Origin of the sequence: Stenotrophomonas maltophilia group sp. Smal12 (assembly GCF_037079935.1) — a bacterium.
GTDB classification, from domain to species: domain Bacteria; phylum Pseudomonadota; class Gammaproteobacteria; order Xanthomonadales; family Xanthomonadaceae; genus Stenotrophomonas; species Stenotrophomonas sepilia.
This window is the reverse complement of sequence record NZ_JBAWUK010000019.1, coordinates 1-18,952: the sequence shown is the minus strand read 5'-3', so window position 1 is coordinate 18,952 and position 18,952 is coordinate 1. Positions and strand designations below refer to the sequence as shown.

At 63.4% G+C, this 18,952-nt stretch carries 27 protein-coding genes and 4 tRNA genes; 22 read left to right on the top strand and 9 right to left on the bottom strand.

The genetic code is table 11. The features are described from left to right. Positions 1-5: 5 nt before the first annotated feature. Genes WDC87_RS10350 through WDC87_RS10310 form a run of 9 tightly spaced genes read left to right on the top strand, consistent with a single transcriptional unit; the run spans position 6 to position 6,967 of the window. Entirely contained in the window at positions 6-2,810 is a 2,805-nt protein-coding gene (locus WDC87_RS10350) for a tail fiber domain-containing protein (RefSeq protein WP_005412395.1), read from the top strand. Beyond that, the gene (locus WDC87_RS10345) at positions 2,810-3,295 is read left to right on the top strand and encodes a hypothetical protein (protein ID WP_126411773.1); all 486 of its coding nucleotides are present in this window, start codon (positions 2,810-2,812) and stop codon (positions 3,293-3,295) included. Before WDC87_RS10350 ends, WDC87_RS10345 begins: the two co-directional genes overlap by 1 nt. Before the next feature lie 26 nt (positions 3,296-3,321). After that, the gene (locus WDC87_RS10340; protein WP_005412393.1) at positions 3,322-3,591 is read left to right on the top strand and encodes a hypothetical protein; all 270 of its coding nucleotides are present in this window, start codon (positions 3,322-3,324) and stop codon (positions 3,589-3,591) included. A gap of 17 nt (positions 3,592-3,608) precedes the next feature. Continuing rightward, positions 3,609-3,833: a hypothetical protein gene (locus tag WDC87_RS10335; protein ID WP_005412392.1), complete on the top strand. Its 225-nt coding sequence runs from the start codon at positions 3,609-3,611 to the stop codon at positions 3,831-3,833. Between the two features lie 8 nt (positions 3,834-3,841). Continuing rightward, positions 3,842-5,506 (top strand): phage terminase large subunit, encoded by a 1,665-nt coding sequence (terL, locus tag WDC87_RS10330; protein ID WP_032961836.1) that lies wholly within the window; start codon positions 3,842-3,844, stop codon positions 5,504-5,506. 8 nt (positions 5,507-5,514) lie between these two features. Continuing rightward, positions 5,515-5,706 carry an LPXTG cell wall anchor domain-containing protein gene (locus tag WDC87_RS10325; protein WP_005412390.1) on the top strand — a complete coding sequence of 64 codons (192 nt, stop codon included), beginning with the start codon at positions 5,515-5,517 and terminating at the stop codon, positions 5,704-5,706. Beyond that, a complete protein-coding gene (locus tag WDC87_RS10320; protein WP_065426719.1) occupies positions 5,703-6,200 on the top strand; it encodes a hypothetical protein in 498 nt (165 codons plus the stop codon). The genes WDC87_RS10325 and WDC87_RS10320 overlap by 4 nt, the downstream gene beginning before the upstream one ends. Positions 6,201-6,209: 9 nt before the next feature. Further along, a complete protein-coding gene (locus WDC87_RS10315; protein WP_005412388.1) occupies positions 6,210-6,518 on the top strand; it encodes a hypothetical protein in 309 nt (102 codons plus the stop codon). Further along, positions 6,515-6,967, top strand: a complete 453-nt coding sequence (locus WDC87_RS10310; RefSeq protein WP_005412387.1) for a hypothetical protein — start codon at positions 6,515-6,517, stop codon at positions 6,965-6,967. Before WDC87_RS10315 ends, WDC87_RS10310 begins: the two co-directional genes overlap by 4 nt. 21 nt (positions 6,968-6,988) lie before the next feature. Here the strand turns inward: WDC87_RS10310 and WDC87_RS10305 are convergent, their stop codons facing one another. From WDC87_RS10305 to WDC87_RS10295, 3 genes are all read right to left on the bottom strand, one after another. Beyond that, on the bottom strand, positions 6,989-7,375 hold the full coding sequence (locus WDC87_RS10305; RefSeq protein ID WP_005409127.1) for a response regulator: 387 nt from the start codon (positions 7,373-7,375) through the stop codon (positions 6,989-6,991). Positions 7,376-7,478: 103 nt separating this feature from the next. Then, positions 7,479-7,811 (bottom strand): hypothetical protein, encoded by a 333-nt coding sequence (locus tag WDC87_RS10300; protein ID WP_032961798.1) that lies wholly within the window; start codon positions 7,809-7,811, stop codon positions 7,479-7,481. 215 nt (positions 7,812-8,026) lie between these two features. Then, complete coding sequence (locus WDC87_RS10295) at positions 8,027-8,356, bottom strand: hypothetical protein (protein WP_032961796.1); 330 nt, start codon at positions 8,354-8,356, stop codon at positions 8,027-8,029. 1,075 nt (positions 8,357-9,431) lie between these two features. Between WDC87_RS10295 and WDC87_RS10290 the strand changes: the two genes are divergently transcribed. The 11 genes from WDC87_RS10290 to WDC87_RS10240 all read left to right on the top strand — a co-directional run bounded on the left by WDC87_RS10290 (position 9,432) and on the right by WDC87_RS10240 (position 15,239). Next, positions 9,432-9,593, top strand: a complete 162-nt coding sequence (locus WDC87_RS10290; RefSeq protein WP_154267699.1) for a hypothetical protein — start codon at positions 9,432-9,434, stop codon at positions 9,591-9,593. Positions 9,594-9,661: 68 nt separating this feature from the next. Then, positions 9,662-9,832: a hypothetical protein gene (locus tag WDC87_RS10285; RefSeq protein ID WP_004154558.1), complete on the top strand. Its 171-nt coding sequence runs from the start codon at positions 9,662-9,664 to the stop codon at positions 9,830-9,832. A gap of 64 nt (positions 9,833-9,896) precedes the next feature. Then, entirely contained in the window at positions 9,897-10,496 is a 600-nt protein-coding gene (locus WDC87_RS10280; RefSeq protein WP_076739530.1) for a hypothetical protein, read from the top strand. A 52-nt stretch (positions 10,497-10,548) separates the two neighbouring features. Further along, entirely contained in the window at positions 10,549-10,872 is a 324-nt protein-coding gene (locus WDC87_RS10275; RefSeq protein ID WP_005412384.1) for a hypothetical protein, read from the top strand. Then, positions 10,872-11,312: a hypothetical protein gene (locus WDC87_RS10270; RefSeq protein ID WP_005412383.1), complete on the top strand. Its 441-nt coding sequence runs from the start codon at positions 10,872-10,874 to the stop codon at positions 11,310-11,312. Before WDC87_RS10275 ends, WDC87_RS10270 begins: the two co-directional genes overlap by 1 nt. Next, positions 11,309-11,491 carry a hypothetical protein gene (locus WDC87_RS10265; protein ID WP_032961794.1) on the top strand — a complete coding sequence of 61 codons (183 nt, stop codon included), beginning with the start codon at positions 11,309-11,311 and terminating at the stop codon, positions 11,489-11,491. Before WDC87_RS10270 ends, WDC87_RS10265 begins: the two co-directional genes overlap by 4 nt. Next, on the top strand, positions 11,488-11,748 hold the full coding sequence (locus WDC87_RS10260) for a hypothetical protein (RefSeq protein ID WP_032961791.1): 261 nt from the start codon (positions 11,488-11,490) through the stop codon (positions 11,746-11,748). Before WDC87_RS10265 ends, WDC87_RS10260 begins: the two co-directional genes overlap by 4 nt. 63 nt (positions 11,749-11,811) lie before the next feature. Continuing rightward, positions 11,812-12,432 carry an antirestriction protein ArdA gene (locus WDC87_RS10255; RefSeq protein WP_032961789.1) on the top strand — a complete coding sequence of 207 codons (621 nt, stop codon included), beginning with the start codon at positions 11,812-11,814 and terminating at the stop codon, positions 12,430-12,432. Positions 12,433-12,673: 241 nt separating this feature from the next. After that, entirely contained in the window at positions 12,674-12,814 is a 141-nt protein-coding gene (locus WDC87_RS10250; RefSeq protein ID WP_005412379.1) for a hypothetical protein, read from the top strand. A 739-nt stretch (positions 12,815-13,553) separates the two neighbouring features. After that, a complete protein-coding gene (locus WDC87_RS10245; RefSeq protein ID WP_005412378.1) occupies positions 13,554-13,928 on the top strand; it encodes a hypothetical protein in 375 nt (124 codons plus the stop codon). A 66-nt stretch (positions 13,929-13,994) separates the two neighbouring features. Next, positions 13,995-15,239 (top strand): site-specific integrase, encoded by a 1,245-nt coding sequence (locus WDC87_RS10240; RefSeq protein WP_049417433.1) that lies wholly within the window; start codon positions 13,995-13,997, stop codon positions 15,237-15,239. Positions 15,240-15,298: 59 nt separating this feature from the next. On the opposite strand, the gene WDC87_RS10235 is transcribed toward WDC87_RS10240, so the two are convergent. The 6 genes from WDC87_RS10235 to WDC87_RS10210 all read right to left on the bottom strand — a co-directional run bounded on the left by WDC87_RS10235 (position 15,299) and on the right by WDC87_RS10210 (position 17,210). Beyond that, positions 15,299-15,385: transfer RNA gene (locus WDC87_RS10235), tRNA-Leu, on the bottom strand. 136 nt (positions 15,386-15,521) lie between these two features. After that, complete coding sequence (locus WDC87_RS10230) at positions 15,522-15,890, bottom strand: hypothetical protein (protein ID WP_072168265.1); 369 nt, start codon at positions 15,888-15,890, stop codon at positions 15,522-15,524. A gap of 421 nt (positions 15,891-16,311) precedes the next feature. Further along, a tRNA-Lys gene (locus WDC87_RS10225) sits at positions 16,312-16,387 on the bottom strand. A 198-nt stretch (positions 16,388-16,585) separates the two neighbouring features. Then, positions 16,586-16,661: transfer RNA gene (locus WDC87_RS10220), tRNA-Lys, on the bottom strand. Between the two features lie 79 nt (positions 16,662-16,740). Beyond that, a tRNA-His gene (locus tag WDC87_RS10215) sits at positions 16,741-16,817 on the bottom strand. 168 nt (positions 16,818-16,985) lie between these two features. Further along, entirely contained in the window at positions 16,986-17,210 is a 225-nt protein-coding gene (locus WDC87_RS10210) for a hypothetical protein (RefSeq protein WP_072168266.1), read from the bottom strand. 434 nt (positions 17,211-17,644) lie between these two features. Here WDC87_RS10210 and WDC87_RS10205 point away from each other — a divergent pair, with 434 nt between their 5' ends. Together WDC87_RS10205 and WDC87_RS10200 are read left to right on the top strand one after the other, a co-directional pair. Beyond that, on the top strand, positions 17,645-18,565 hold the full coding sequence (locus WDC87_RS10205) for a hypothetical protein (protein WP_031748294.1): 921 nt from the start codon (positions 17,645-17,647) through the stop codon (positions 18,563-18,565). 74 nt (positions 18,566-18,639) lie between these two features. Further along, a partial coding sequence (locus WDC87_RS10200) for a hypothetical protein (protein WP_336331298.1) occupies positions 18,640-18,952 on the top strand: 313 nt, incomplete at its 3' end.

Here is an 18,952-nt window from a genome sequence, read left to right as displayed (position 1 = left end):
ACCGCATGAGCACTACCCCCGGCTACGTCTCCAACGCCGAGCTGGCCTCGCGCCTCTCGACGCTGGTAGACCGCTGGAACCGGCGCGAGAATCAGATGATCGCGCTGCTGACTCAGGAGGAAGGCACCGTCGTCGTGACGGACGGCCTGGGCAACAACCACACCCTCCCCTCGTTCCCGCAGCTCCAGAAGGACGTGGCCGGGCTGACCGACGAGCTGACCGGCTCGGTCGTGCAGGTGCGCGACCTGGTGTCCGTGGCAACCGGCATGGCGAACGCCGCGCAGGCGTCCGCAGATGACGCCTCTGGCTTCGCCGACGCTGCCGAAGCATCCGCCGTGCGCGCTGCGGAATCCGCCGCGAGCATCGACGACGACGTGCAGGCCACCGCCGACGCGGCGACCTTCGCTGCTGCCAAGGCGGCCGAGGCTTCCGACAGCGCGACCGAGGCGGCAAGCTCCGCAGTGGACGCCGCCGCTTCGGCGACGGCCTCGGCCACCTCGGCGCTGGCTTCGGCTGGCTCCGCAAGCCAGGCGGGCACGTCGGCCACCGCAGCGGGTCAGGCGCGTTCCGACGCGCAAGCAGCGGCGACTGCTGCCGCCACGTCACGGGATCAGGCGCAGACCATCCTGGGCTATGCGACCGACGCGGCCGACCGCGCGGAAGCTGACGCCACCGCTGCCGCAGCATCGGCTGCCGCAGCCGCCGACAGCGCGACCGCCGCAGCGACCTCGGTCACTCAGGCGACCACCCAGGCCAACCGGGCGGAAGCCCAGGCGTCCGCCGCGGCGACCAAGGCTGGCGAGGCTGCTGGCTCGGCGACCACCGCAGCCGGTCATGCCTCCGCTGCGTCCGGCTCGGCGTCTGCCGCCTCGATCTCGGCGCAGACCGCATCGTCGGCCAAGGCCGCTGCCGAGGCTGCCCGCGACAAGGCTGGCCTGTACGCGAACGCGCCGCAGGGCACCGAGGTCTCGCCGGGCGAGTTCTCGGCGAAGCATTGGGCCGCCCAGGCGCAGGCTGCCGTCACTGGCTCGCTGGTCTACATGGGATCGTGGGATGCCGGCACTGGTGCGTTCCCGGCCAACCCGGTGAAGGGTCACTTCTACAAGGTGGTCGGCGAAGGCACTGTGGGCGACATCCACTGGCGAGTCGGCGACCAGGCGCTCTACGGCGCTACCTGGGAGAAGATCGACAACACCGATCAGGTCACCAGCGTCGCCGGTAAGCAGGGCGACGTGACCCTCGTGGCTGGCGACATCGGCGGCCTGGGCGCGCTGGCGACCCGCGACGACGTGGACTTCAACACCCACGTCACCGGGAAGCCGACGACCTACCCGCCGAGCACCCACACGCACACCAAGGCGCAGGTCGGCCTCGACAAGGTGGACAATACCGCCGACCTCGACAAGCCGATCAGCACCGCGACGCAGACGGCGCTCGACGGCAAGGCGGCGGCGACGCACACGCACACCATCGCCAACGTGACCGGCCTCCAGTCCGCGCTCGACGGCAAAGCGGCGGCGTCCCACTCGCACACCATCGCAAACGTAACCGGGCTGCAAGCGGCGCTCGACGGGAAGTCGGCAATCGGCCACACGCATACCGCCGCCGAGATCGCCAACGTCGTCAACGTGACCGACGATCAGTCCATCGGTGGCGTCAAGACGTTCGCCTCCGGGCAGATTCGTGTGCAGGGATTTGGCGGCGAGGCCACGTCCGGCGTCATGTACCTGGGGTCGCTGGATCGCTATGTGTACGTGCCGCCAGCTGCGAACTCGCTGGAGTTCCGATTCGGCGATGGCACGGGTGGCGTCGCGTCCCTCAACGCTGGCGGCACCGTCTGGACCTCGGCGAACTTCAACCCGGCAGGAAAGGCCGACGCCGGTCACACGCACACCATCGCAAACGTCAGCGGCCTCCAGTCCGCACTGGACGGCAAGGCGAGCCTGGGTGGCGCAACCTTCACCGGGCAGGTCACTCTGGCCTATGGCGCGCCGCTGCGGTTGACCGGCATGGGTGCAGCGGGAACCGCGTACATCCACGGAACGAACGGCGCTGGCGATGACGTTTGCTCGATCACCCGCGTGAACACGAACAGCTGGTACAACCTGTACTGGAACGGTGCTGCGAACATTGCGGGCCGCCTGACGGTCGGCGATCAGATTTACCTCAACGCTGGCTGGTTCCGCTCCCAGCAGTCCGGCACCGGCTGGTACTCGGAAGCGCACGGCGGCGGCATCTGGATGCAGGACAGCACCTGGGTTCGCACCTACGGCGGCAAGGGATTCCTTATCGCTGGCCCAGGCGGTAGCGGTGGCGACCTCCGTTTGGAGAGCTACTCGCCAACCATCACCTGTTACGACTCCGACAACGGGACCACGCACTGGCTCCATTGCAACGACAACAACCACGGCTTCCTCGCCAGCAACGCCTTCTCGTGGTGCGCCTACCGCGACGGCAGCAACAATTGGGTCGCCACGGGCAACATCGTCGCCTATGCGTCCGATGCGCGTCTAAAGAAGAACATCGTGGACGCCTCGGCCTCCAAGGTGGCCGACTTCTTCGACCGCTTCCGTGTACGCGAGTTCGATTGGGATGCCAAGGCAATCGCCGAGCTGAATCCCACGTTCCACCCGAGCGCGGATCACGAGGTCGGCGGCATCGCGCAGGAGGCCGAGGAGGTCTACTCGTTGATGGTCGCCACGCACGCAAACGGCATCAAGACGATCCAGTGGGAGAAGGCTATTCCCTTCCTTATCGCTGAGGTGCAGGCGCTGCGTAAGCGCGTCGCGGACCTTGGGGGAGGTGCCTGATGGCCCTCCCCGGCTCCGGCCCTATCTCCTGGGAAATGATCCGCGCCGAGTTTGGCGGCGGCTACCCGATCTACGCGGACCAGTATTACCGAGGACGTGGATTGGTGCCCGACGTTCCGGCCAACTACGGCGTCCCCACGAGCGGCCCGATCTACGCCTCGCAGTTCTACAACGCGGTCAAGGCGACGCCGTTCCAAGCATCGCTGTCGCCGAGCTACCTGATGGGTAACTGGCCTCAGTCCACCAACGGCACGGTCAGCGAGTCGTTCAGCGTTTATTGCTCGGGCGGCACCGGCAACTACTCCGTGGTCTCCCGCTCCGTCACAGGCGGCGCGTCGATCTCCGGCAGCGGCCTCGGTGGCACTGTGACCGCCTCTGGGCGGAACACCTCCCGCATGGGGCAGTTCACAGTCGTCGTCACCGATGGCGTCACGCAGATCACCCTGACCGGCAACTACGAGTACAGCTTCGGTCGTCCGCTCTAACGCATCCACCACCTACAAGAGACCTAATGCACGATGAAGTGAAGCTGGTCGGCGCTCTCGCGGGCGTCGGCCTCATCGTGGGCATCGCAAAGATGCTCACGTCGAACGATCCGATCACCTGGAAGCAGGCGCTCGGCCGCGCAATCCTCTCTGGCGCTACCGGCCTTGCCGCTGGTGCCATCGTCATTTTCATCCCCGGCGTCTCCTTCGTCGCCCAGGTCGCGCTCGCGTGCATCCTGGCGTCGCTCGGCACGTCCGCGCTGGAGACCGTACTGAACCGCGTCGTCAACAAGTGACCGCCCCCAAGGATGCCTTGGAGCGACTGCACGCCGCAGTCGCTGACAAGCTCGCCGACACCATCGACTCGATGGAGTCGGACGCGAAGGGCCTGGCCTCGATCCTCAACGTGGCCCGGCAGTTTCTCAAGGACAACGGCATCGACGTTGCGGCCACGCCGCCCGGCTCACCGCTGGGCAAGCTGGCCGACAAGGTGTCCGAGTTCCCGTTCGATCCCGCTGAGGATGGGCGGCTGAACTGATGGAGGGCATGACGAGCCTCCACGTTCGTCACCCTTTCGAGGACTTCCGCAACTTCGCCTGGTACGTCTGGAAGGAGCTGGGGCTACCAAGCCCCACTCCGATCCAGTACGACATCTGCGAGTTCCTGAAAACCGGCCCGCGCCGTCGCGTCATCATGGCGTACCGCGGCGTCGGCAAGTCCTGGGTGACGGCCGCCTACGTCTGCTGGCTCCTCTGGAAAGACCCCCAGCACAAGATCATGGTGGTCTCGGCATCGAAGGAACGCGCCGATGCGTTCTCGGTGTTCGTCAAGCGCCTGATCGAAACCCTGCCTGAGCTGCAACACCTGCGCCCGCGTCCCGACCAGCGCAACTCGAACCTGGCGTTCGATGTCGGTCCCGCGCAGCCCGATCAGTCGCCCTCGGTGAAGTCGGTCGGCATCAACGGCCAGCTCACCGGCTCCCGCGCCGACACCATCATCGCGGACGACATCGAAGTCCCAAAGAACTCCATGACCGTCGTGCAGCGCGAGAAGCTCGCCGAGCTGGTCAAGGAGTTCGACGCGGTGCTCAAGCCTGGCGGCGAGATCATCTACCTCGGCACTCCGCAGACCGAGGAGTCGCTCTACAACAAGCTGCCCGAGCGCGGCTACGTCATCCGCATCTGGCCTGCGCGCTACCCGAAGGACACCAAGCACCGTCAGGTGTACGGCGACCGCCTCGCGCCGATGATCGCCGATGCGTTCGACGCGAACCCCAAGCTCGCCTGGAAGAACTGCGAGAGCGTCCGCTTCTCCGATGAGGACTTGATGGAGCGCGAGGCGTCCTACGGACGCTCCGGCTTCATGCTCCAGTTCATGCTCGATGCGTCGCTGTCCGACGCCGAGAAGTACCCGCTCAAGCTGTCCGACCTGATCGTGATGGACGTGGACCGCGAGGTCGCTCCGATCCGCGTGGTCTACAGCAGCGGCCCGGAGTACATCGTCAGCGACATCCCGTCCGTGGGCTTCACTGGCGACCGCCTGTACCGGCCCATGTACCTCGCCTCGGAAATGGAGGAGTTCACCGGCAAGGTACTCGCCATCGACCCCTCGGGCCGAGGTGGCGACGAAACCGGCTACGCGGTCGTCGGCATGCTTCGCGGCATGCTCTACGCGCGCCGCGCTGGTGCGACCAAGGGCGGCTACGACGACGACACGCTGGAGACCCTGGCGCACATCGCGCGCGCCGAGAAGGTCTCCGCAGTCCTCATTGAGGCGAACTTCGGTGACGGCATGTTCGCCAAGATGCTCTCCGGCGTCCTGGCGCGCGTGTACCCGTGCTCCATCGAGGAGGTGAAGCACTACGGCACCTCGAAGGAGAACCGAATCATCGACGTGCTGGAGCCGGTGCTGAACCAGCACCGCCTGGTGGTCGATGCCTCGATCATCCGCGCCGATCAGAAGTCCGAACAGAAGTACCAGCTGTGCTACCAGCTGACGCGCATCACGCGCGACCGCGGCGCACTGCGCCACGACGACCGCCTCGAAGCGCTGGCGATGGCCGTGAAGTATTGGGCCGACCAGCTCTCCCGAGACGTGTCCAAGGAGGAGCAGCGCTACCTGGAGGAGCTGCTCGACCGCGAGTACGCCTCCTTCATCCAGTCCGTGACCGGCCGCATGCCGTCACCCGACAACTACCTCGACATCCTGTAGGAGACCCAATGTCCAACACGCTCGCTGCGTGGCTGATGGCGCTCGCCGCCGCTGGCCTGCTGTACCTGTTCCTGCGCCGCAAGAACGACGACGACAACGACGGCCCGAGCGCACCCGCGCCGGTAACGCCGTGCGACTGCAACCACGCTCCCTGCTGCCACACCCAGGGCGGCCAGTCGAACCCCTACGCGCCGGTATGACCGACGCAAAGCTGCCGAGCCTCGTGGAGGTCAGGGACAACCTGATCCCCGCGGCGGCCCGGCTGCTCCCCGGCGTGGCCTTCACTCCCGAAGCGAAGGTCATGCTGCTCGCCATTGGTCTCCAGGAATCTCGCTTCGAGCACCGCAGGCAGATCAAAGGCCCCGCACGCGGCTTCTGGCAGTTCGAGGCGGGCGGCGGCACCGCAGGTGTACTCCGTCACCCGGCGACCTCCGCACGCGCCTCACAGCTCGTCTCCGCGCGTCTGGAGCGTCCCTCGACCGCTGCGGTCAACGAGGCGCTCGCCTCCGACGACGTGCTCGCCTGTGCGTTCGCTCGCCTGCTGCTGTTCACCGATCCGCGTCCGCTGCCCGCCCTGGGTAACCCCCAGGCCGCATGGGACTACTACGTCCGCAACTGGCGGCCGGGCAAGCCGCACCGTGACACCTGGGACGCGCTCTACGCGAAGGCCCTGGCAACCATCCGCAACACCTAACCGGAACCCATGAACTTCAAGACCATCTACAACCGCGCCAGCGAGCGCCTGGTGCGCGCCTACGAGCGCGCTAAGGGGTACGTAGCGCTACGCATTGCCCTCGCCTCGCAGTGGCTCCTGGAGCGCCTGCGCGAGACCTCCCGTCGCACCTACACCGGCTGGCTGTTCGTCGTCGTGTTCCTGGCGCTGCCCTACGTCGTCCTCGGCGGCCTGTGGGAGCACCTGCGGAATGCCGCGGAGCGCCTGTGGGATGACGTGAACGACATCGAGTGGGCTGCGTTCACCCCGAGCTACTGGCGGGAGCACATCAAGCAGTGACCACGCTGGCCTTTGACGGCCGGCTCGTTGCTATCGACTCGCAGGTCACCGCTGGTGATCTGCGGTACGAGGAGGAGAAGTTCTACCGCACCACCGACACCACCGGGCGCGACCTGGTGGTGTTCGGCGCGGGCACCACTTCCCACATCCAGCGAGCCGTGCGCGAGCTGTCGGAGGGATTCGACGAACTGACCAAGGGCGAGTACACGATCCTCGTGGTCGGCCTGCGGGACAACCCGGTGGCCTTCTACCACGACGGTCTCCCTCTCGACCTCCGGCGCGACTTCCTCGTCGCCGGTAGTGGTGGTGCGATTGCCCTGGCCGCCATGAAGGCAGGCCACAACGCGACCGAAGCAGTCCTCATGGCCTGCTCGACGGACCTCTACAGCGGTCCTCCGGTGCAGACCTACGACACGGTTACAAAGCGTTTCCTAAAACGCCGGACCTGAACTACTGGCGCATGGACGCGCCTAAACAGGAATGCCGATTTGGCGAGTCCTATCAAGGGCGCTCATGAGTTCTTTGATGCGGTACGGCTTCGGGAGAAAGGTCGCCCACTGGTGAGCGTCAGGGAGCTGCGGGTTCGGCACCCCGGACGCGAACATGTAGGGAATTCGGTGCGACAGCAGGTAATCGGCGACGGACATTGATGCTCCGTCCTGCGTCTGGATGTCTAAGATCGCCGCGTGAAATGCTTTCGCCTCTATGCGGTCGAATGCATCGGCAGCGGAGGCGACCACATCGACCTCGTAACCCTGCATCGCCAGGATTTCCTTCAACATCCCTGAGAGGTCAGGATCATCTTCCATGACCAACAACGAGCCGAGCCGACCCTGGCTGTATGCATCCGTAGCCATCGCGCGTTCTCCCACGCCTACGTTCCCCAAACGGTTCGTACCGTACACGACGGCCAGTTAAAAGACAGGAAACGACTCTACCTGAAAGTGAACAGTTCAGCTATCACGCCAATTCTTCATCCTTGAACCACCACATTACAGCCAAGACGACAAACCAAACGATCAGCGGGACGCCAATCGTGAATTCCACGAGTAGGCCTCTCATGTGCTCGTGCTGCGCGGCCTCAGTCAGTGCAGAATCCAGAATTGGCACCGCATCGGCCACCACGCTGTACGCGGTCGTGTCATCGTTTATGACCTCGCGGGTACGTTCGACCAGCTCCCGTGCTGCTCGAAGCTTCGCGTGCTGATATGCGGCGGGCACTCCAGCACAGACCAGCGAGAGGACAGTGACCAGCGCCGCCAAGCGAATGAGGAGGGTATTGAGCGATGCCATAGATGCTCGTTGTAATGTCTATGCCAACCGCTAAGTTTATTCGACCACGGAGCACTGGGAGGGCTTGACAAGGGTGCTATCATAGTAAGACCTAAGTATTACTCTAGCAGGACTATAGAGTTCTATTCATTGGTATTCACCATCAAGTAGAGCTACAGTTCTCCTATGCACTCCTGGGGTGTTCCTCTGTCCTCCTTGGGTGCCACTGCGGCGGACTAGACCTCCGTCCCATCCTTGATGACCCATAGCACCACGCCCGCACCAATCCAAGCGAGCGCCGGGATGCCCAAAGCGAGCTGGAGAAACAGGTTGCGGGAATTGCGGTTGCTGATGAGGTCATTCGTCGCGGCGTCAAACGTCCGCACCGCCTCATCAACCAACACCTGCGGCGAGGCGTCGTTCTCGATGATCTGCTCGTTCCAGGAACGCAACTCCTCAGCGCTCCTTACGCCGGTCTGAAAGTACGCGGCAGGGAGTCCTGCGAGCACTAAGGCCAGGACGGTGATCGCGGTAGCGGTTCTTATCGTGTATCGGCGGGCGTACATAACGTCTCCTCGAAGTGACAGAGGTGGTCGAAAGGTTTGCGGCAAATTTCCGAAGGAGTATCCAACTACTTGGAACGGCGCGATCACCCCCCGTAGGGGGTCGCCCCCTGTAGCGTAAGGCACGATGCGCCCCCTTCGCGTCACCTGCGGCGTCACCACCTCGGCTAACCTACTGATTCCAAAGGTGAACCACCGGATTAGGTATCCAGTGCCTAGGCAATCCCATGCGATACCTGGGCAACCTGCGGACATCCGCGCTCAAACGTTCGCGCCCCTGTCTGTCCCTATCTGTCTTTTTGCCCTGACCGCCACGCGCCCACCTCGGCACCACCTCGGCACACCTGCCGACCACCTCGGCACACCCTGCCCGGCCTATGCCCACCTGCCGCCCACCACGGCCAGCCAATGCGCCACCACGGCCCACGCAAGGCCCGCCACGGGCACCCCTACCGCCCCGCCTATAGAAGCTCCCCACGCGCGCGCTAGGCGCTCCCTGCGACCATCCAAAATCGTTGCCATCGGGGTATTGACAGCCATGCGGGGATTGATCTAATCTATACCCGTCGCCAGCAACACGGCGGCAGCGGAAAAGGCGGCGACAGACGTGCGACCGATGGATCGACAGCACCTAGAGCTTATCCCGCCAGCACTGAGGACTAGCCCCAAAGGCCCCTAAGCGCACCGCAGGTAACGTCCGGCTCAACCATCCCCCTGCCGGGAGTGATTGACAAACCGGGAGCAAAAGGGCATAATGCCCACCATCGAACAACGGCCGCAGGGTGCGGTCGGGACAGTAGGAAAGGGGCAGGCAGGAGCGCCGCCCACGGCAGAACGCGGGGAGCTGGGAACACTAGCCGCGCCGGGAAGTGTAAGGGCCGATGAAGGCCGCCACGGATACCGGGTCACCGCCAGAAAGAGCGGGGCCATCTGTACGGGATTCCTAGGCGAGCTGGAGGCGCTCCCGGAAGCTGGCGACGGTCAGATTCCATGCCTTACGAGCATGAGTCTGACCGCCAAAGCGCCCCTACCGTTGTGATGGGGCGTTTTGGTGGTCCGATTCACTGGAGAGCAACCCATGACGATGATCCCGTTTGATATGACCGCCCGCGACTACTACGTGGCCGGTTGCATCCGCCGCGGCATCCGCGAGCACCGCGCCCGACTCAACGAGCGGGAGCGCCAGGCACACAAGAACCGCACCCAAGTTGCGCCTTGTCCATCCCCCGTTGTCATCTGATCCCCTTTCGTCAACCCGGTTTTCCACACCCCGCCGACGTGTGACGGCGGGTCTTTTTTGGAGCTACCATGAGCACCAATGGACCACTGGAGGACTTGCAAGTGCGCAAGCTCACCGCTGAGATTCGCAAGATCAACCGCGAGAGCGACAAGCTGATGATGGAGACCCGGTGGTATCCGCTGGTGGTCGCCACGGCCTTTGTGGCTGGCATCGTCACGCTGACCAAGCTGTTCCTCTAACAGCGCCCTACCCCAATCCCCCGAAGCCGCCGCAAGGCGGCTTTTTTGTTGCCCGGAGAAAGCTATGAACAAAATTCCTTCCGCCCTGATCGCCGCCGCTCTGCATGTGGCCCCCAAGAATGACGTTCGCTTCTACTTGAATGGCGTGCTGATTGAGTCGCACGCCGATGGTGCGATCATCGTTGCTACAGACGGCCACCGCATGCTTGTGGTGCGTACCAGCCTGCCGTGGGACATTGGCAAGATCATCGTGCCGCGCAATGCGTGCGAGCTGGTCGCCAAGATGAAGGGCGATGTCTATTTCAGCGCCGTGGACGATGCCAGCCGGTTCAAGGCGGAGCGCGGAGGCCAGGCCATTGAGTTTGCTGCCGTTGATGGAACCTACCCGGACTGGCGTGCTGCGGTGTCCAAGCCGAACGAACTCAAGCTGTCCGGATTCGCGCCTGCCGTCCTCGAAGGCGTAGTGAAGGCGGCCGGTGTAATTTGCAAGGCATTCGGCGGCAAGGCCACTTCACTGATTCCGGTGACTGGCGGCGACGTGGCGGCCATGTTCGGTATTGGCGGCATCACCGATCCGAGCATCAGGTGCGCGTCTTTGATCGTCATGCCAATGCGCGACTCGTCATACCCGGAAGCCCTGTGCAGCGACGCGCTCCGCGCTTAACCCGAACCCATCAGCCGCCGCAAGGCGGCTTTTTTGTTGCCCGGAGAAAGCCATGAACCTCGACAACTACGCCCCCGAGAGCGCGAAGCGCATAGCCGTGGCGCTGGTGGATGCCGCCCTCGCCGCTGGTTACTCGCTCGGCGTCTACGACGGCGAAGAAACCACGGTGCGGCACAGCCGCGACCGGCAAGAAGTGTTGGAGGCCCTCGCCTCTACCGACCACGATCACCTGCGGTTCTACCGCCCGGACGCAACAAAGGCGGGGTTTGTGCTCCTGATTTGGGAGAACGGGGACGACGCCGCGAGCGACTGGAGCGACAACGACGAGACCAACGCGCTGGTGATGCCGGTGCTGCGCGGGCTGGGGGTGCTGTGATGGAACTGCGCACCTACGGAACCCGCAACGTGTTCCTGGCACAGCCGGGGCGCTATCACGAACAACTGGCGGCGACCGCGATGACGCCGCAGCAAGCCGAGGAGTTCGCCACCGTGGTCAACCGCGCAATCAGGGATACCGACTTCGACCCCATCGACCTCGCGCAGCTGGCGAGCGGGTGGACGTGGCCCGAGCCGATGAGCACCGCGCCGCTGGGCATTGAGGACTCCGAATTTCTTGTCGAGGTGGCGCGCATGCTGCACCGCCTCTGGCAGGAGGTCGGCGAGCAGTGGAGCGGCGTTTGGGCCTACGACATCGCCGACCCGCTGGGCGGGTGGCTGTCGAGGAACGGCATCAACCACGAGACCGCCGATGGCGTGGCCCGCGCCGAGCAGCAGGCCCGCGCATGGATCGCCGAGGGCATGGGAGCCGCGCGATGAGCTACCGCGAGGAGGACATCTTGTTCGAGACCGAAAAGGCATGGGTGCTGCGCAAGGGGCCGAACCATTTTGAGGTCTACAAAATCGGCCTCACCCACTCGACACGCCACGGCATTTTTCACAACATCCCCGGCGCACTGGATCGCGCCATCGAACACGCAAAGGGCCTGTCGCAATGAGCAATGACAACGAGCTGGCTGTACCTGCCGGTGACAAGCTGGTCACCCTGGGCGACCGATCGGTCTCCTACGGTCCCCGCCAAGAGTTCGACGGGAGCGTCGAGCCTTGCGCACCGATGGCCGCGCAGTTTTGGGGCGTCTACCGCTGGGCCGGTAAGGACCGCTGGTGGTGGATTGCCGACGTGGCCGACGAGGACACCGCCCGCGCAGTGGCCGCCGCCTACCTGCTGAACGTCAAGCCCGATTGGGCGCACTGACCGATAACCACCCCTGATCCCGAGGCCCGCCTAGTGCGGGCCTTCGCATTTCTGGAGCACACCATGCAAATCTACGTTGCCTGCCTTGCCTCATATAACGCTGGCGTCCTGCACGGCGAGTGGATCGACTTGGAGGGACGCGACGCCGACGACGTGCGCGATGAGATTGCCCGCATCCTGCGCGAGTCGCCGCACCCGAACGTGACCGTTGATTGCCCGGATTGCGGCGGTACTGGAACCACATACGTCCCCCGAGTATTCGGCGGGGCGGAATGCACGGCGTGTGGCGGAAGCGGCAAGGTCGCCAGCGCCGAGGAGTGGGCCGTCCACGACTACGACGACGTGTTCGGGGATACCTGGGGCGAGCACCCCGACCTGGACAAGCTGTGCGCATTGCAAGAGCGGCTGGACGAGTTGCACAACGACACCGAACGCGCTGCCTACACGGCCTTCTGCGACCACGAGGGCCTCGACGATGTGACCGTGGAGCAGTTCCACGAAGCCTACGTGGGCCAGTTCGATAGCTGGGCCGACTTTGCCGAGAACTATGTGGACGAATCGGGGCTTCTCCACGGCGTGCCCGACGCCCTCTCCCGCTACTTCGACTACGAGAGCTATGGCCGCGACATTCGGCTCAACGGTGACGCGTTTGAGGTGAGCGGCTTCTACTTCTGGAGCCGCTAACGCCGCTTCCGCAAGACCCTGCGCCAATACAGGTATGTGCGATGCGCCGGCACCGAGCTAGTCCACACCCATACGACTAGGTGAAGGGCCGTAATGGCGACTTCTACGCGGGGGTCAATCATCGAACGGTCCTTGGGGTCGGGAGTGGCGATCACGCCCTTCAGCCCTAATCATAAGGCCAATCTCGATATTTGGCACTCATTGTTCCATTTGTAGCACTTGCATAACAGGAGACTTACATATGCGTAACGCAGATTTCACCGCAAACTCGACCCTGGTGATCGTCAACGTGGCCCTCCGCGTCCACCAGTTCGGCCCGTTCTTGGTATTCGAGCGGGAGGTTTTGGTCCTGCATGAACGGACCTACGAGGTGCCCGAATGATTCGGACCATCAATTTCGACCATAACGAGAAGCGCGGCGCTCTCCGCGCGATGCTCGGCCTACTCAACGAGCGCGTCCAGTTCTCGGTCGTCCCCGAGGACTGTGGCTGGCGGGTGTCGTATCCGGTCCCACCCGCGGCCCCAACGGAGACCCCGCGGCCATGACTTCACTGCACCAGTCGGGATCAATCTCTCCCGTGGTACTTGATTCCTACGGACGCGCCATCATTGTGGCCTGTAGTCTGCCCGACGGCAGCGTCATGCTGTCGGGCTGCGCATCCGCAGACGACCAGGGGGGCGTTCTCAGTCTATGAGTACGGTGAGACGGACAATAGCCAGCGCGGTAGTCCGCGTAGGGCAAGGACTGTTTTTTGCATCCGTGGTCGGGGCCATTGTGACCCTGGCGGCGATGCTGGCACTACCGTTCTTAAAACACTGAAACGTAAGACCTTTTTGTGGAGCGCAGCCGGGGGTGGCGGCGCATTACAACGCCGTGAGCAGGGGACAGGACGGCCCCTTCGCAGGGCAGAAGTACCTGGACCTGTTCGTGAAAGCCTTTGGATATGAGATCGGAATCGACCCCTCCCCCACGCCTTGGCAGCGTGGTTTCTGGATGGACAAAATTGGCAAGAATGCCATCAACATTGGCTTGGGCCTTGTAATCCTTACATTGCGGCTCCAAGATAGACCCTGATGGTTTCCCAAGGGGGAACCATCCCCTTACGGAAAATGAGCGCACCATGAATCTCTCGCAGAAAGAACTGACGGCCATTCTCACAACCGCACTGTCAGCCTTCCGGGAAGAGATCGACGAGGACATCACCGCCACCCGCATCCTCACCCTACTCGCCGTTGTGGACGAGCCGGGCATTCAGCAGGTGGACCTTGAGCGCGTCCTCGGCGGACTCTCTCCCTCCGCAGTGAGCCGCAATGTGCTCGACCTGTCGTCTATCAAGCGTAACCGCGAGCCGGGGCCTGACTTCCTAGAGCAGCGCCCTGATCCCGCCTACCGCAAGCGCAACCTGATCTTCCCGACGACCAAGGCGCTGCACTGGCTGGCTTCGCTCGCAGAACGTGTCAACCGCAAGGTGACGGCGCGCGTCGCAGCCGCCTAACCCCCAACACCCCGTTGTGCCCCGAGGCCCGCCTAGTGCGGGCCTTTTTCATTTCTGGAGATACACATGGCCCTTCGCCTCAAAGGGACCGCGCCCAAGCCGGGTGCGCCCGATAAGCGCTACTACATGCTCGACGTGCAGGAGGGATACCGGCGCGTGCGCTTGTCCACCGGCACCCGCGACCGCGTGGCAGCCGAGCGCAAGGAGCAGGCGGTCCTCGACGCCCTGCGCGACGACCCCGAGATTGCAGAGGACGCGCTGCGGGAGCTGATTCGGGGCAAGTCCCGGTCGGTGCAGATGGCCGTGGCGAAGGCCAAGGTCCGCCAGCGCACCCTCAAGGACGCGATGGACGACGCGCTGGACGACCGCAACTTTTGGGGCAAGCTCCGGTCCATCGACACCGTGCGTACCAACTGCAAGGTGGTCCAGAGCTACCTGGGCGAGGAAACGCCCATCAACGACATCACGCAGGCCGCGGTCAACGACATGGCGCAGCGCATGCTCGCCGACAAGGCGGCTCCCGCCACCGTGAACCGCAAGATGCAGTGCCTCCTTGCCCTACTGAAACGCGAGAGGAAGGCCGGCCGGTTCTTGGGAGAGCTGCCCGAGTACAGCTTGGCCGACGAGAGGGACAACGCACGCACGTTCGTCCTGAACGTTGAGGACGAGGAATTGATCCTGGCGCGGCTGCTGGAGTGGGACACGCTCCCGAACGGCCCTGCCGGAGGGCACCCACGGGTGCGCGACGGGGCGGACTACCGCGACCTGTTCGTGTGCCTCGCCGACCTGGGCTGCCGCATGAGCCAGGCCATCGGCATCCGGTGGTCCGAAGTAGTCGATCAGGGCGGAAGGCTCCACGTCCGCTTCTGGCGGCACGCTACGCTCAAGAAGGGGCGTCCCCGCACCCTACCCTGCACCGCCCGTGTCGCCGAGGTTCTACAGCGGCGCAAGGACGCCCTGGCGGCCACATCGGACGGCCCCTTCACGATGCTCAATCGCACGCGCGCCGACCGGCTGTGGCAATGGGCCATCAAGGGGACACATCTCGCTTCCGAGAAGGAGTGCGTACCGCATGCGCTCCGCCATACGTGCGCCACTCGGCTGCTGCTGGCGACCGGCAACATCAAGCTCGTGCAGGAGTGGCTCGGACACCGCGACATCCAGACCACCTCAGCGGTCTACGCGAAGGTACTGGCCGAGCAATCGCTCCAAGGCATGTCTGCACTGGAGCAGTTCCGCCTCCCAGCCGCCTCGAACGGAACAGGTGACGTTCCGAGACAGGGATCAATTGCCAAAGCGGGAATCCAATAGGACAACTGACCGTCGCCAGCTTATTTTTCAATCACTTAGGCAATCTGTGCTCGGCCAGATGGTGCGAAAGGCGGGACTCGAACCCGCACGAGGTCACCCTCACTGGAACCTAAATCCAGGGCGTCTACCAATTCCGCCACTTTCGCGTGGCCGGCGCAGGTGTTCATTGTCGCAGGCGATGGCGGGAAGCGGAAGGCCTGCACAAAACTGAACATGGCAATGGTGCGCAGCCCGCGCGTTGAACCACCCCGGCGAGCGCAAGCTCATCCGGGGTGGCGGGGTTCACTGCTGCGGCCTGGCCTTGGCCGACGCCGTATCGGCACCCTGCCCGGCTGCAGGATCCACCTTGCGGATCTCCACGCCCCCGTCGCCGGTGCGCCGCAGGGCCGCCGGCTCCGGCGTGGCCTTGCGCACATCCACCGAACCATCCGCATTGCGCTGCACGTCCACCGCATCGGGCAGGGCCTCCCGCTCTGCCGGCTGAGCCGGCTGCATCTGCATGGCCTCACCGACCGGGCGCGCAGGAGCACTTTCAGTGCCAGCATCGCGTTCGACGGTCTGCGCGGGATTGTCGGCGGGCGCGCAGGCCGCCAGTGCCAGCAACGCGAAGGAAACCCACAGCGTGCGGTGCAATCGATTGATATGAGCCATCAACATCTTCCTTCGTGCATGCGCCGTCGGCGCGGAAGATCCATTGGGTGCGATGCAGGATGCGATGCGGTGAGATGCAGCGCACAGCATTGATAACACTGATGACGCGTATGACCCTGATTTCAGCATTGCTTCAGTCGATCCACGCCATGCGCGGATGAAATGCCCCCCCCCCAGCGAACAGGCAAGAAAAAAGCCACTTGGCGAACCAAGTGGGAAGCTGCCGCGCATTCGCGCCGCAGCCCCACGCTTTGCGCGGCAAAGCGCGGGCCCCACTTCATCAGCCGCCACATCCCCGCGGCTTCGCCGCGCCCCCTTGACTCAAGGGGGCTCCACTCCAGCCAGCACCGCTGGCATCTGCAGATGCCCCTCAGCGAACAGGCAAGAAAAAAGCCACTTGGCGAACCAAGTGGCTTTCGTCTGGTGGGCTGTCAAGGATTCGAACCTTGGACCTATTGATTAAGAGTCAACTGCTCTACCAACTGAGCTAACAGCCCGAAATCGGGGCGCGAATTATGACCCGATCCGCTCGGTGGGTGCAAGCACTTTTTTCAACGTGGTTGAAACCAGCACTGCGAGCCCCGCTCCTGCTGCAGATCCACGCCGAACGGGTTCTGCAACGCGTGATCCATCGGAACGATGGGAGTCACACCCATAAGAAAAAAGCCACCTGGCGTACCAGGTGGCTTCTGTCTTGGTGGGCCGTCAAGGATTCGAACCTTGGACCTATTGATTAAGAGTCAACTGCTCTACCAACTGAGCTAACGGCCCGTGAAACTCAGACACACATTGTAGCGTGCTTTCTGTTTATTGCAATACCGTTTCGGCTGCGCCGATGCGGTTGAATCAGTGGGGTGGCTGAGGGGATTCGAACCCCCGACCACCGGAATCACAATCCGGTACTCTAACCAACTGAGCTACAGCCACCACTGAAACTTTCGCTCCATCGCCGATGAGGCTGGCGCTGGAACTTGATGCTTCGCTACCGGGCGGAACCAGAAGTCCGTCCCCCGAAGCGAGTCCGGCATTTTCCGGTAGTCGCGAAGGAATTGCAAGCACTTCTTCACATTGATGTGCAGGGGCCGGAACAGGACATCAGAGCTGCTCCGCCGAGACCACGCGCGCGATGTCTGCATGCTCATCCAAGAATGACAGCGTCACCTCACCTTTGGGCGTGACCTGCAACTGCAGGTGCAGCTGGCCCGCCCCGTCGATCAGCTGAAGCATCGCATTGCGCGACTGCGGCCTGCCAGGAAGCACACGACGGGTAATCGCTTGCACAGTCTGCGCGTGCAAGCGCTCATCTTCAGCCGAGAACATCGGCCGCAGCTGTCCTTCGGCACCATCGTTTCGATCACGTCGAACGGCGCGTTGCGCTGGGCTGTCGCCCCATCAGCAGGCCAGTCAACACCAGCAAGGCGAGACCACCGCAATACAGAGTGAGCCGCTATTGGTGCCTGCGCAGCCGATGCACTTCGGCCATCACCCGCTCTACCTCTCCCGCGCCTTTCGAAACTGCACCTCATGCCGATCGCCGGAAGGTGCGTGCCACCTGTACCGATGGTCAGGCGCAGGCAACAGCTCGACATCGTCGGGCCCACTCCCGAAAGCGTGAATAATAAGTGAACGAATCATGAATGAATCTCAAACAGAAATGGGGGAGATCCATTCATACAACGTTAGCTGCAGGACATGGAACGCGAGGCGCGCGTTTGCAACCATGCCGGTTCCTGCAATGAAGGTGAGAGCAATAGATGAGCAAGCGGCTAATCGGATTCGTCGCGCTAGCAGCCGTGCTGGCAGTGGCAGCCGTTGCAATGTCCAGCTACCGGCAGCAGGCGGCTGTCGATGTGACGGCAGAGGAATCCTGGAAGAGTGGCAGCCTCGATGAAAGGCCCGACCAGGGAAGGCCGCTTCCTGCGTCAGGTGCGGCGGCCGCGCAGAGGCTTGAGCGGGACAACAAGATCCCGCCAGGCTCGTACAAGGCGGTGGGACCCAAAGCCTACGAGATCGTAAGAGGCAATGAGTTCCGGCCTCCCGGTGACGCGCTCGCCCACGTCAAGCAACTGATGCTGCGCTCCGAATCCGGAGATGCCACAGCAACCTACGAAATCTATCGAACCATCGAGCAGTGCCAGACCTTCATCTCGGATCGCGCTGACAAGCTGGCGGATTCAGCCACCACGGTCGGGTCCGGCAACTGGTTCCTGGAGCGATCGGAACGAATCCTCGGAGAGTGCGAGTCGCTGGCCCTGGATCGGGACATCTATCACGCCGACTGGCTTTCGAAGGCCGCCGCCATGGGCTCGCAGGAAGCGATGCGCGCTTACTCGCGATCGCCGGAGAAAGTCATCGGTTCGCTTGATGACGCAATCCGTGATCCCGCGGCGCTCGAGGCGTGGAAGGACACCGCCACCGGATATCTGCGCGAGCTGGAATCACAAGGGAACGTCAATGTCATCAGCGACATGGCGATGGCCTACACCTATGGCGGCATCGTTCCTGCCGATCCCGTTGCCGCCCTGGCGTACACCCGCGTCCTCAACCGGCTGGACCCACGTTTTGCCACCACCAATGACATTGCCAACCATGAGAAAAACCTGAGCAGTCAGGAGAAAGAGAAAGCCCGCATTTCATCGAATGAAATCTTCAAGAACTGTTGCATCCCACGATAAGGACCTATTGTGAAAGCTAGACTGATTGGGATTATCCTTCGCTTGGTAGAAACTCCATTCCCGCCATTGCAGGCGTGCTGCTGTTCATGGCGAGCGGGAGCGTTCAAGCGAAAAAGCTTCCTGGCGTCATCAACTGCACCGCCGGATGCACGCTGACAACCCCGTATCCCGATCCGGTGACCAACCAGCAGCTTTCCCAAGAGGTCCAGAAGCTCAATGACGGCCGGACCACCGTCTGGACAGCCCAGACGCGAGTTCAGACCGGCGATGTCCTGACCGTCTGCAACGGTATTTCCTGCGTCAACTACACGTGGCGAGGCGCAGGCTTCGACTCCGGCGAAGTGATTTCGACCGTGCTCCCGCCCAACTCCCGCGGTGGTGGTGGCG

What these genes read in the sequence shown, in the direction of transcription:
- WDC87_RS10300 (WP_032961798.1), bottom strand. Translation starts at nt 7,811, where the DNA reads ATGGCATCGCTCAATACCCTCCTCATTCGCTTGGCGGCGCTGGTCACT.
- WDC87_RS10325 (WP_005412390.1), top strand. Translation starts at nt 5,515, where the DNA reads ATGTCCAACACGCTCGCTGCGTGGCTGATGGCGCTCGCCGCCGCTGGC.
- WDC87_RS10230 (WP_072168265.1), bottom strand. Translation starts at nt 15,890, where the DNA reads ATGGCTCATATCAATCGATTGCACCGCACGCTGTGGGTTTCCTTCGCG.
- WDC87_RS10210 (WP_072168266.1), bottom strand. Translation starts at nt 17,210, where the DNA reads ATGTTCTCGGCTGAAGATGAGCGCTTGCACGCGCAGACTGTGCAAGCG.
- WDC87_RS10250 (WP_005412379.1), top strand. Translation starts at nt 12,674, where the DNA reads ATGCGTAACGCAGATTTCACCGCAAACTCGACCCTGGTGATCGTCAAC.
- WDC87_RS10245 (WP_005412378.1), top strand. Translation starts at nt 13,554, where the DNA reads ATGAATCTCTCGCAGAAAGAACTGACGGCCATTCTCACAACCGCACTG.
- WDC87_RS10280 (WP_076739530.1), top strand. Translation starts at nt 9,897, where the DNA reads ATGAACAAAATTCCTTCCGCCCTGATCGCCGCCGCTCTGCATGTGGCC.
- WDC87_RS10290 (WP_154267699.1), top strand. Translation starts at nt 9,432, where the DNA reads ATGACGATGATCCCGTTTGATATGACCGCCCGCGACTACTACGTGGCC.
- WDC87_RS10295 (WP_032961796.1), bottom strand. Translation starts at nt 8,356, where the DNA reads ATGTACGCCCGCCGATACACGATAAGAACCGCTACCGCGATCACCGTC.
- WDC87_RS10205 (WP_031748294.1), top strand. Translation starts at nt 17,645, where the DNA reads ATGAGCAAGCGGCTAATCGGATTCGTCGCGCTAGCAGCCGTGCTGGCA.
- WDC87_RS10240 (WP_049417433.1), top strand. Translation starts at nt 13,995, where the DNA reads ATGGCCCTTCGCCTCAAAGGGACCGCGCCCAAGCCGGGTGCGCCCGAT.
- terL (WP_032961836.1), top strand. Translation starts at nt 3,842, where the DNA reads ATGACGAGCCTCCACGTTCGTCACCCTTTCGAGGACTTCCGCAACTTC.
- WDC87_RS10255 (WP_032961789.1), top strand. Translation starts at nt 11,812, where the DNA reads ATGCAAATCTACGTTGCCTGCCTTGCCTCATATAACGCTGGCGTCCTG.
- WDC87_RS10320 (WP_065426719.1), top strand. Translation starts at nt 5,703, where the DNA reads ATGACCGACGCAAAGCTGCCGAGCCTCGTGGAGGTCAGGGACAACCTG.
- WDC87_RS10260 (WP_032961791.1), top strand. Translation starts at nt 11,488, where the DNA reads ATGAGCAATGACAACGAGCTGGCTGTACCTGCCGGTGACAAGCTGGTC.
- WDC87_RS10340 (WP_005412393.1), top strand. Translation starts at nt 3,322, where the DNA reads ATGCACGATGAAGTGAAGCTGGTCGGCGCTCTCGCGGGCGTCGGCCTC.
- WDC87_RS10350 (WP_005412395.1), top strand. Translation starts at nt 6, where the DNA reads ATGAGCACTACCCCCGGCTACGTCTCCAACGCCGAGCTGGCCTCGCGC.
- WDC87_RS10345 (WP_126411773.1), top strand. Translation starts at nt 2,810, where the DNA reads ATGGCCCTCCCCGGCTCCGGCCCTATCTCCTGGGAAATGATCCGCGCC.
- WDC87_RS10305 (WP_005409127.1), bottom strand. Translation starts at nt 7,375, where the DNA reads ATGGCTACGGATGCATACAGCCAGGGTCGGCTCGGCTCGTTGTTGGTC.
- WDC87_RS10270 (WP_005412383.1), top strand. Translation starts at nt 10,872, where the DNA reads ATGGAACTGCGCACCTACGGAACCCGCAACGTGTTCCTGGCACAGCCG.
- WDC87_RS10315 (WP_005412388.1), top strand. Translation starts at nt 6,210, where the DNA reads ATGAACTTCAAGACCATCTACAACCGCGCCAGCGAGCGCCTGGTGCGC.
- WDC87_RS10265 (WP_032961794.1), top strand. Translation starts at nt 11,309, where the DNA reads ATGAGCTACCGCGAGGAGGACATCTTGTTCGAGACCGAAAAGGCATGG.
- WDC87_RS10285 (WP_004154558.1), top strand. Translation starts at nt 9,662, where the DNA reads ATGAGCACCAATGGACCACTGGAGGACTTGCAAGTGCGCAAGCTCACC.
- WDC87_RS10275 (WP_005412384.1), top strand. Translation starts at nt 10,549, where the DNA reads ATGAACCTCGACAACTACGCCCCCGAGAGCGCGAAGCGCATAGCCGTG.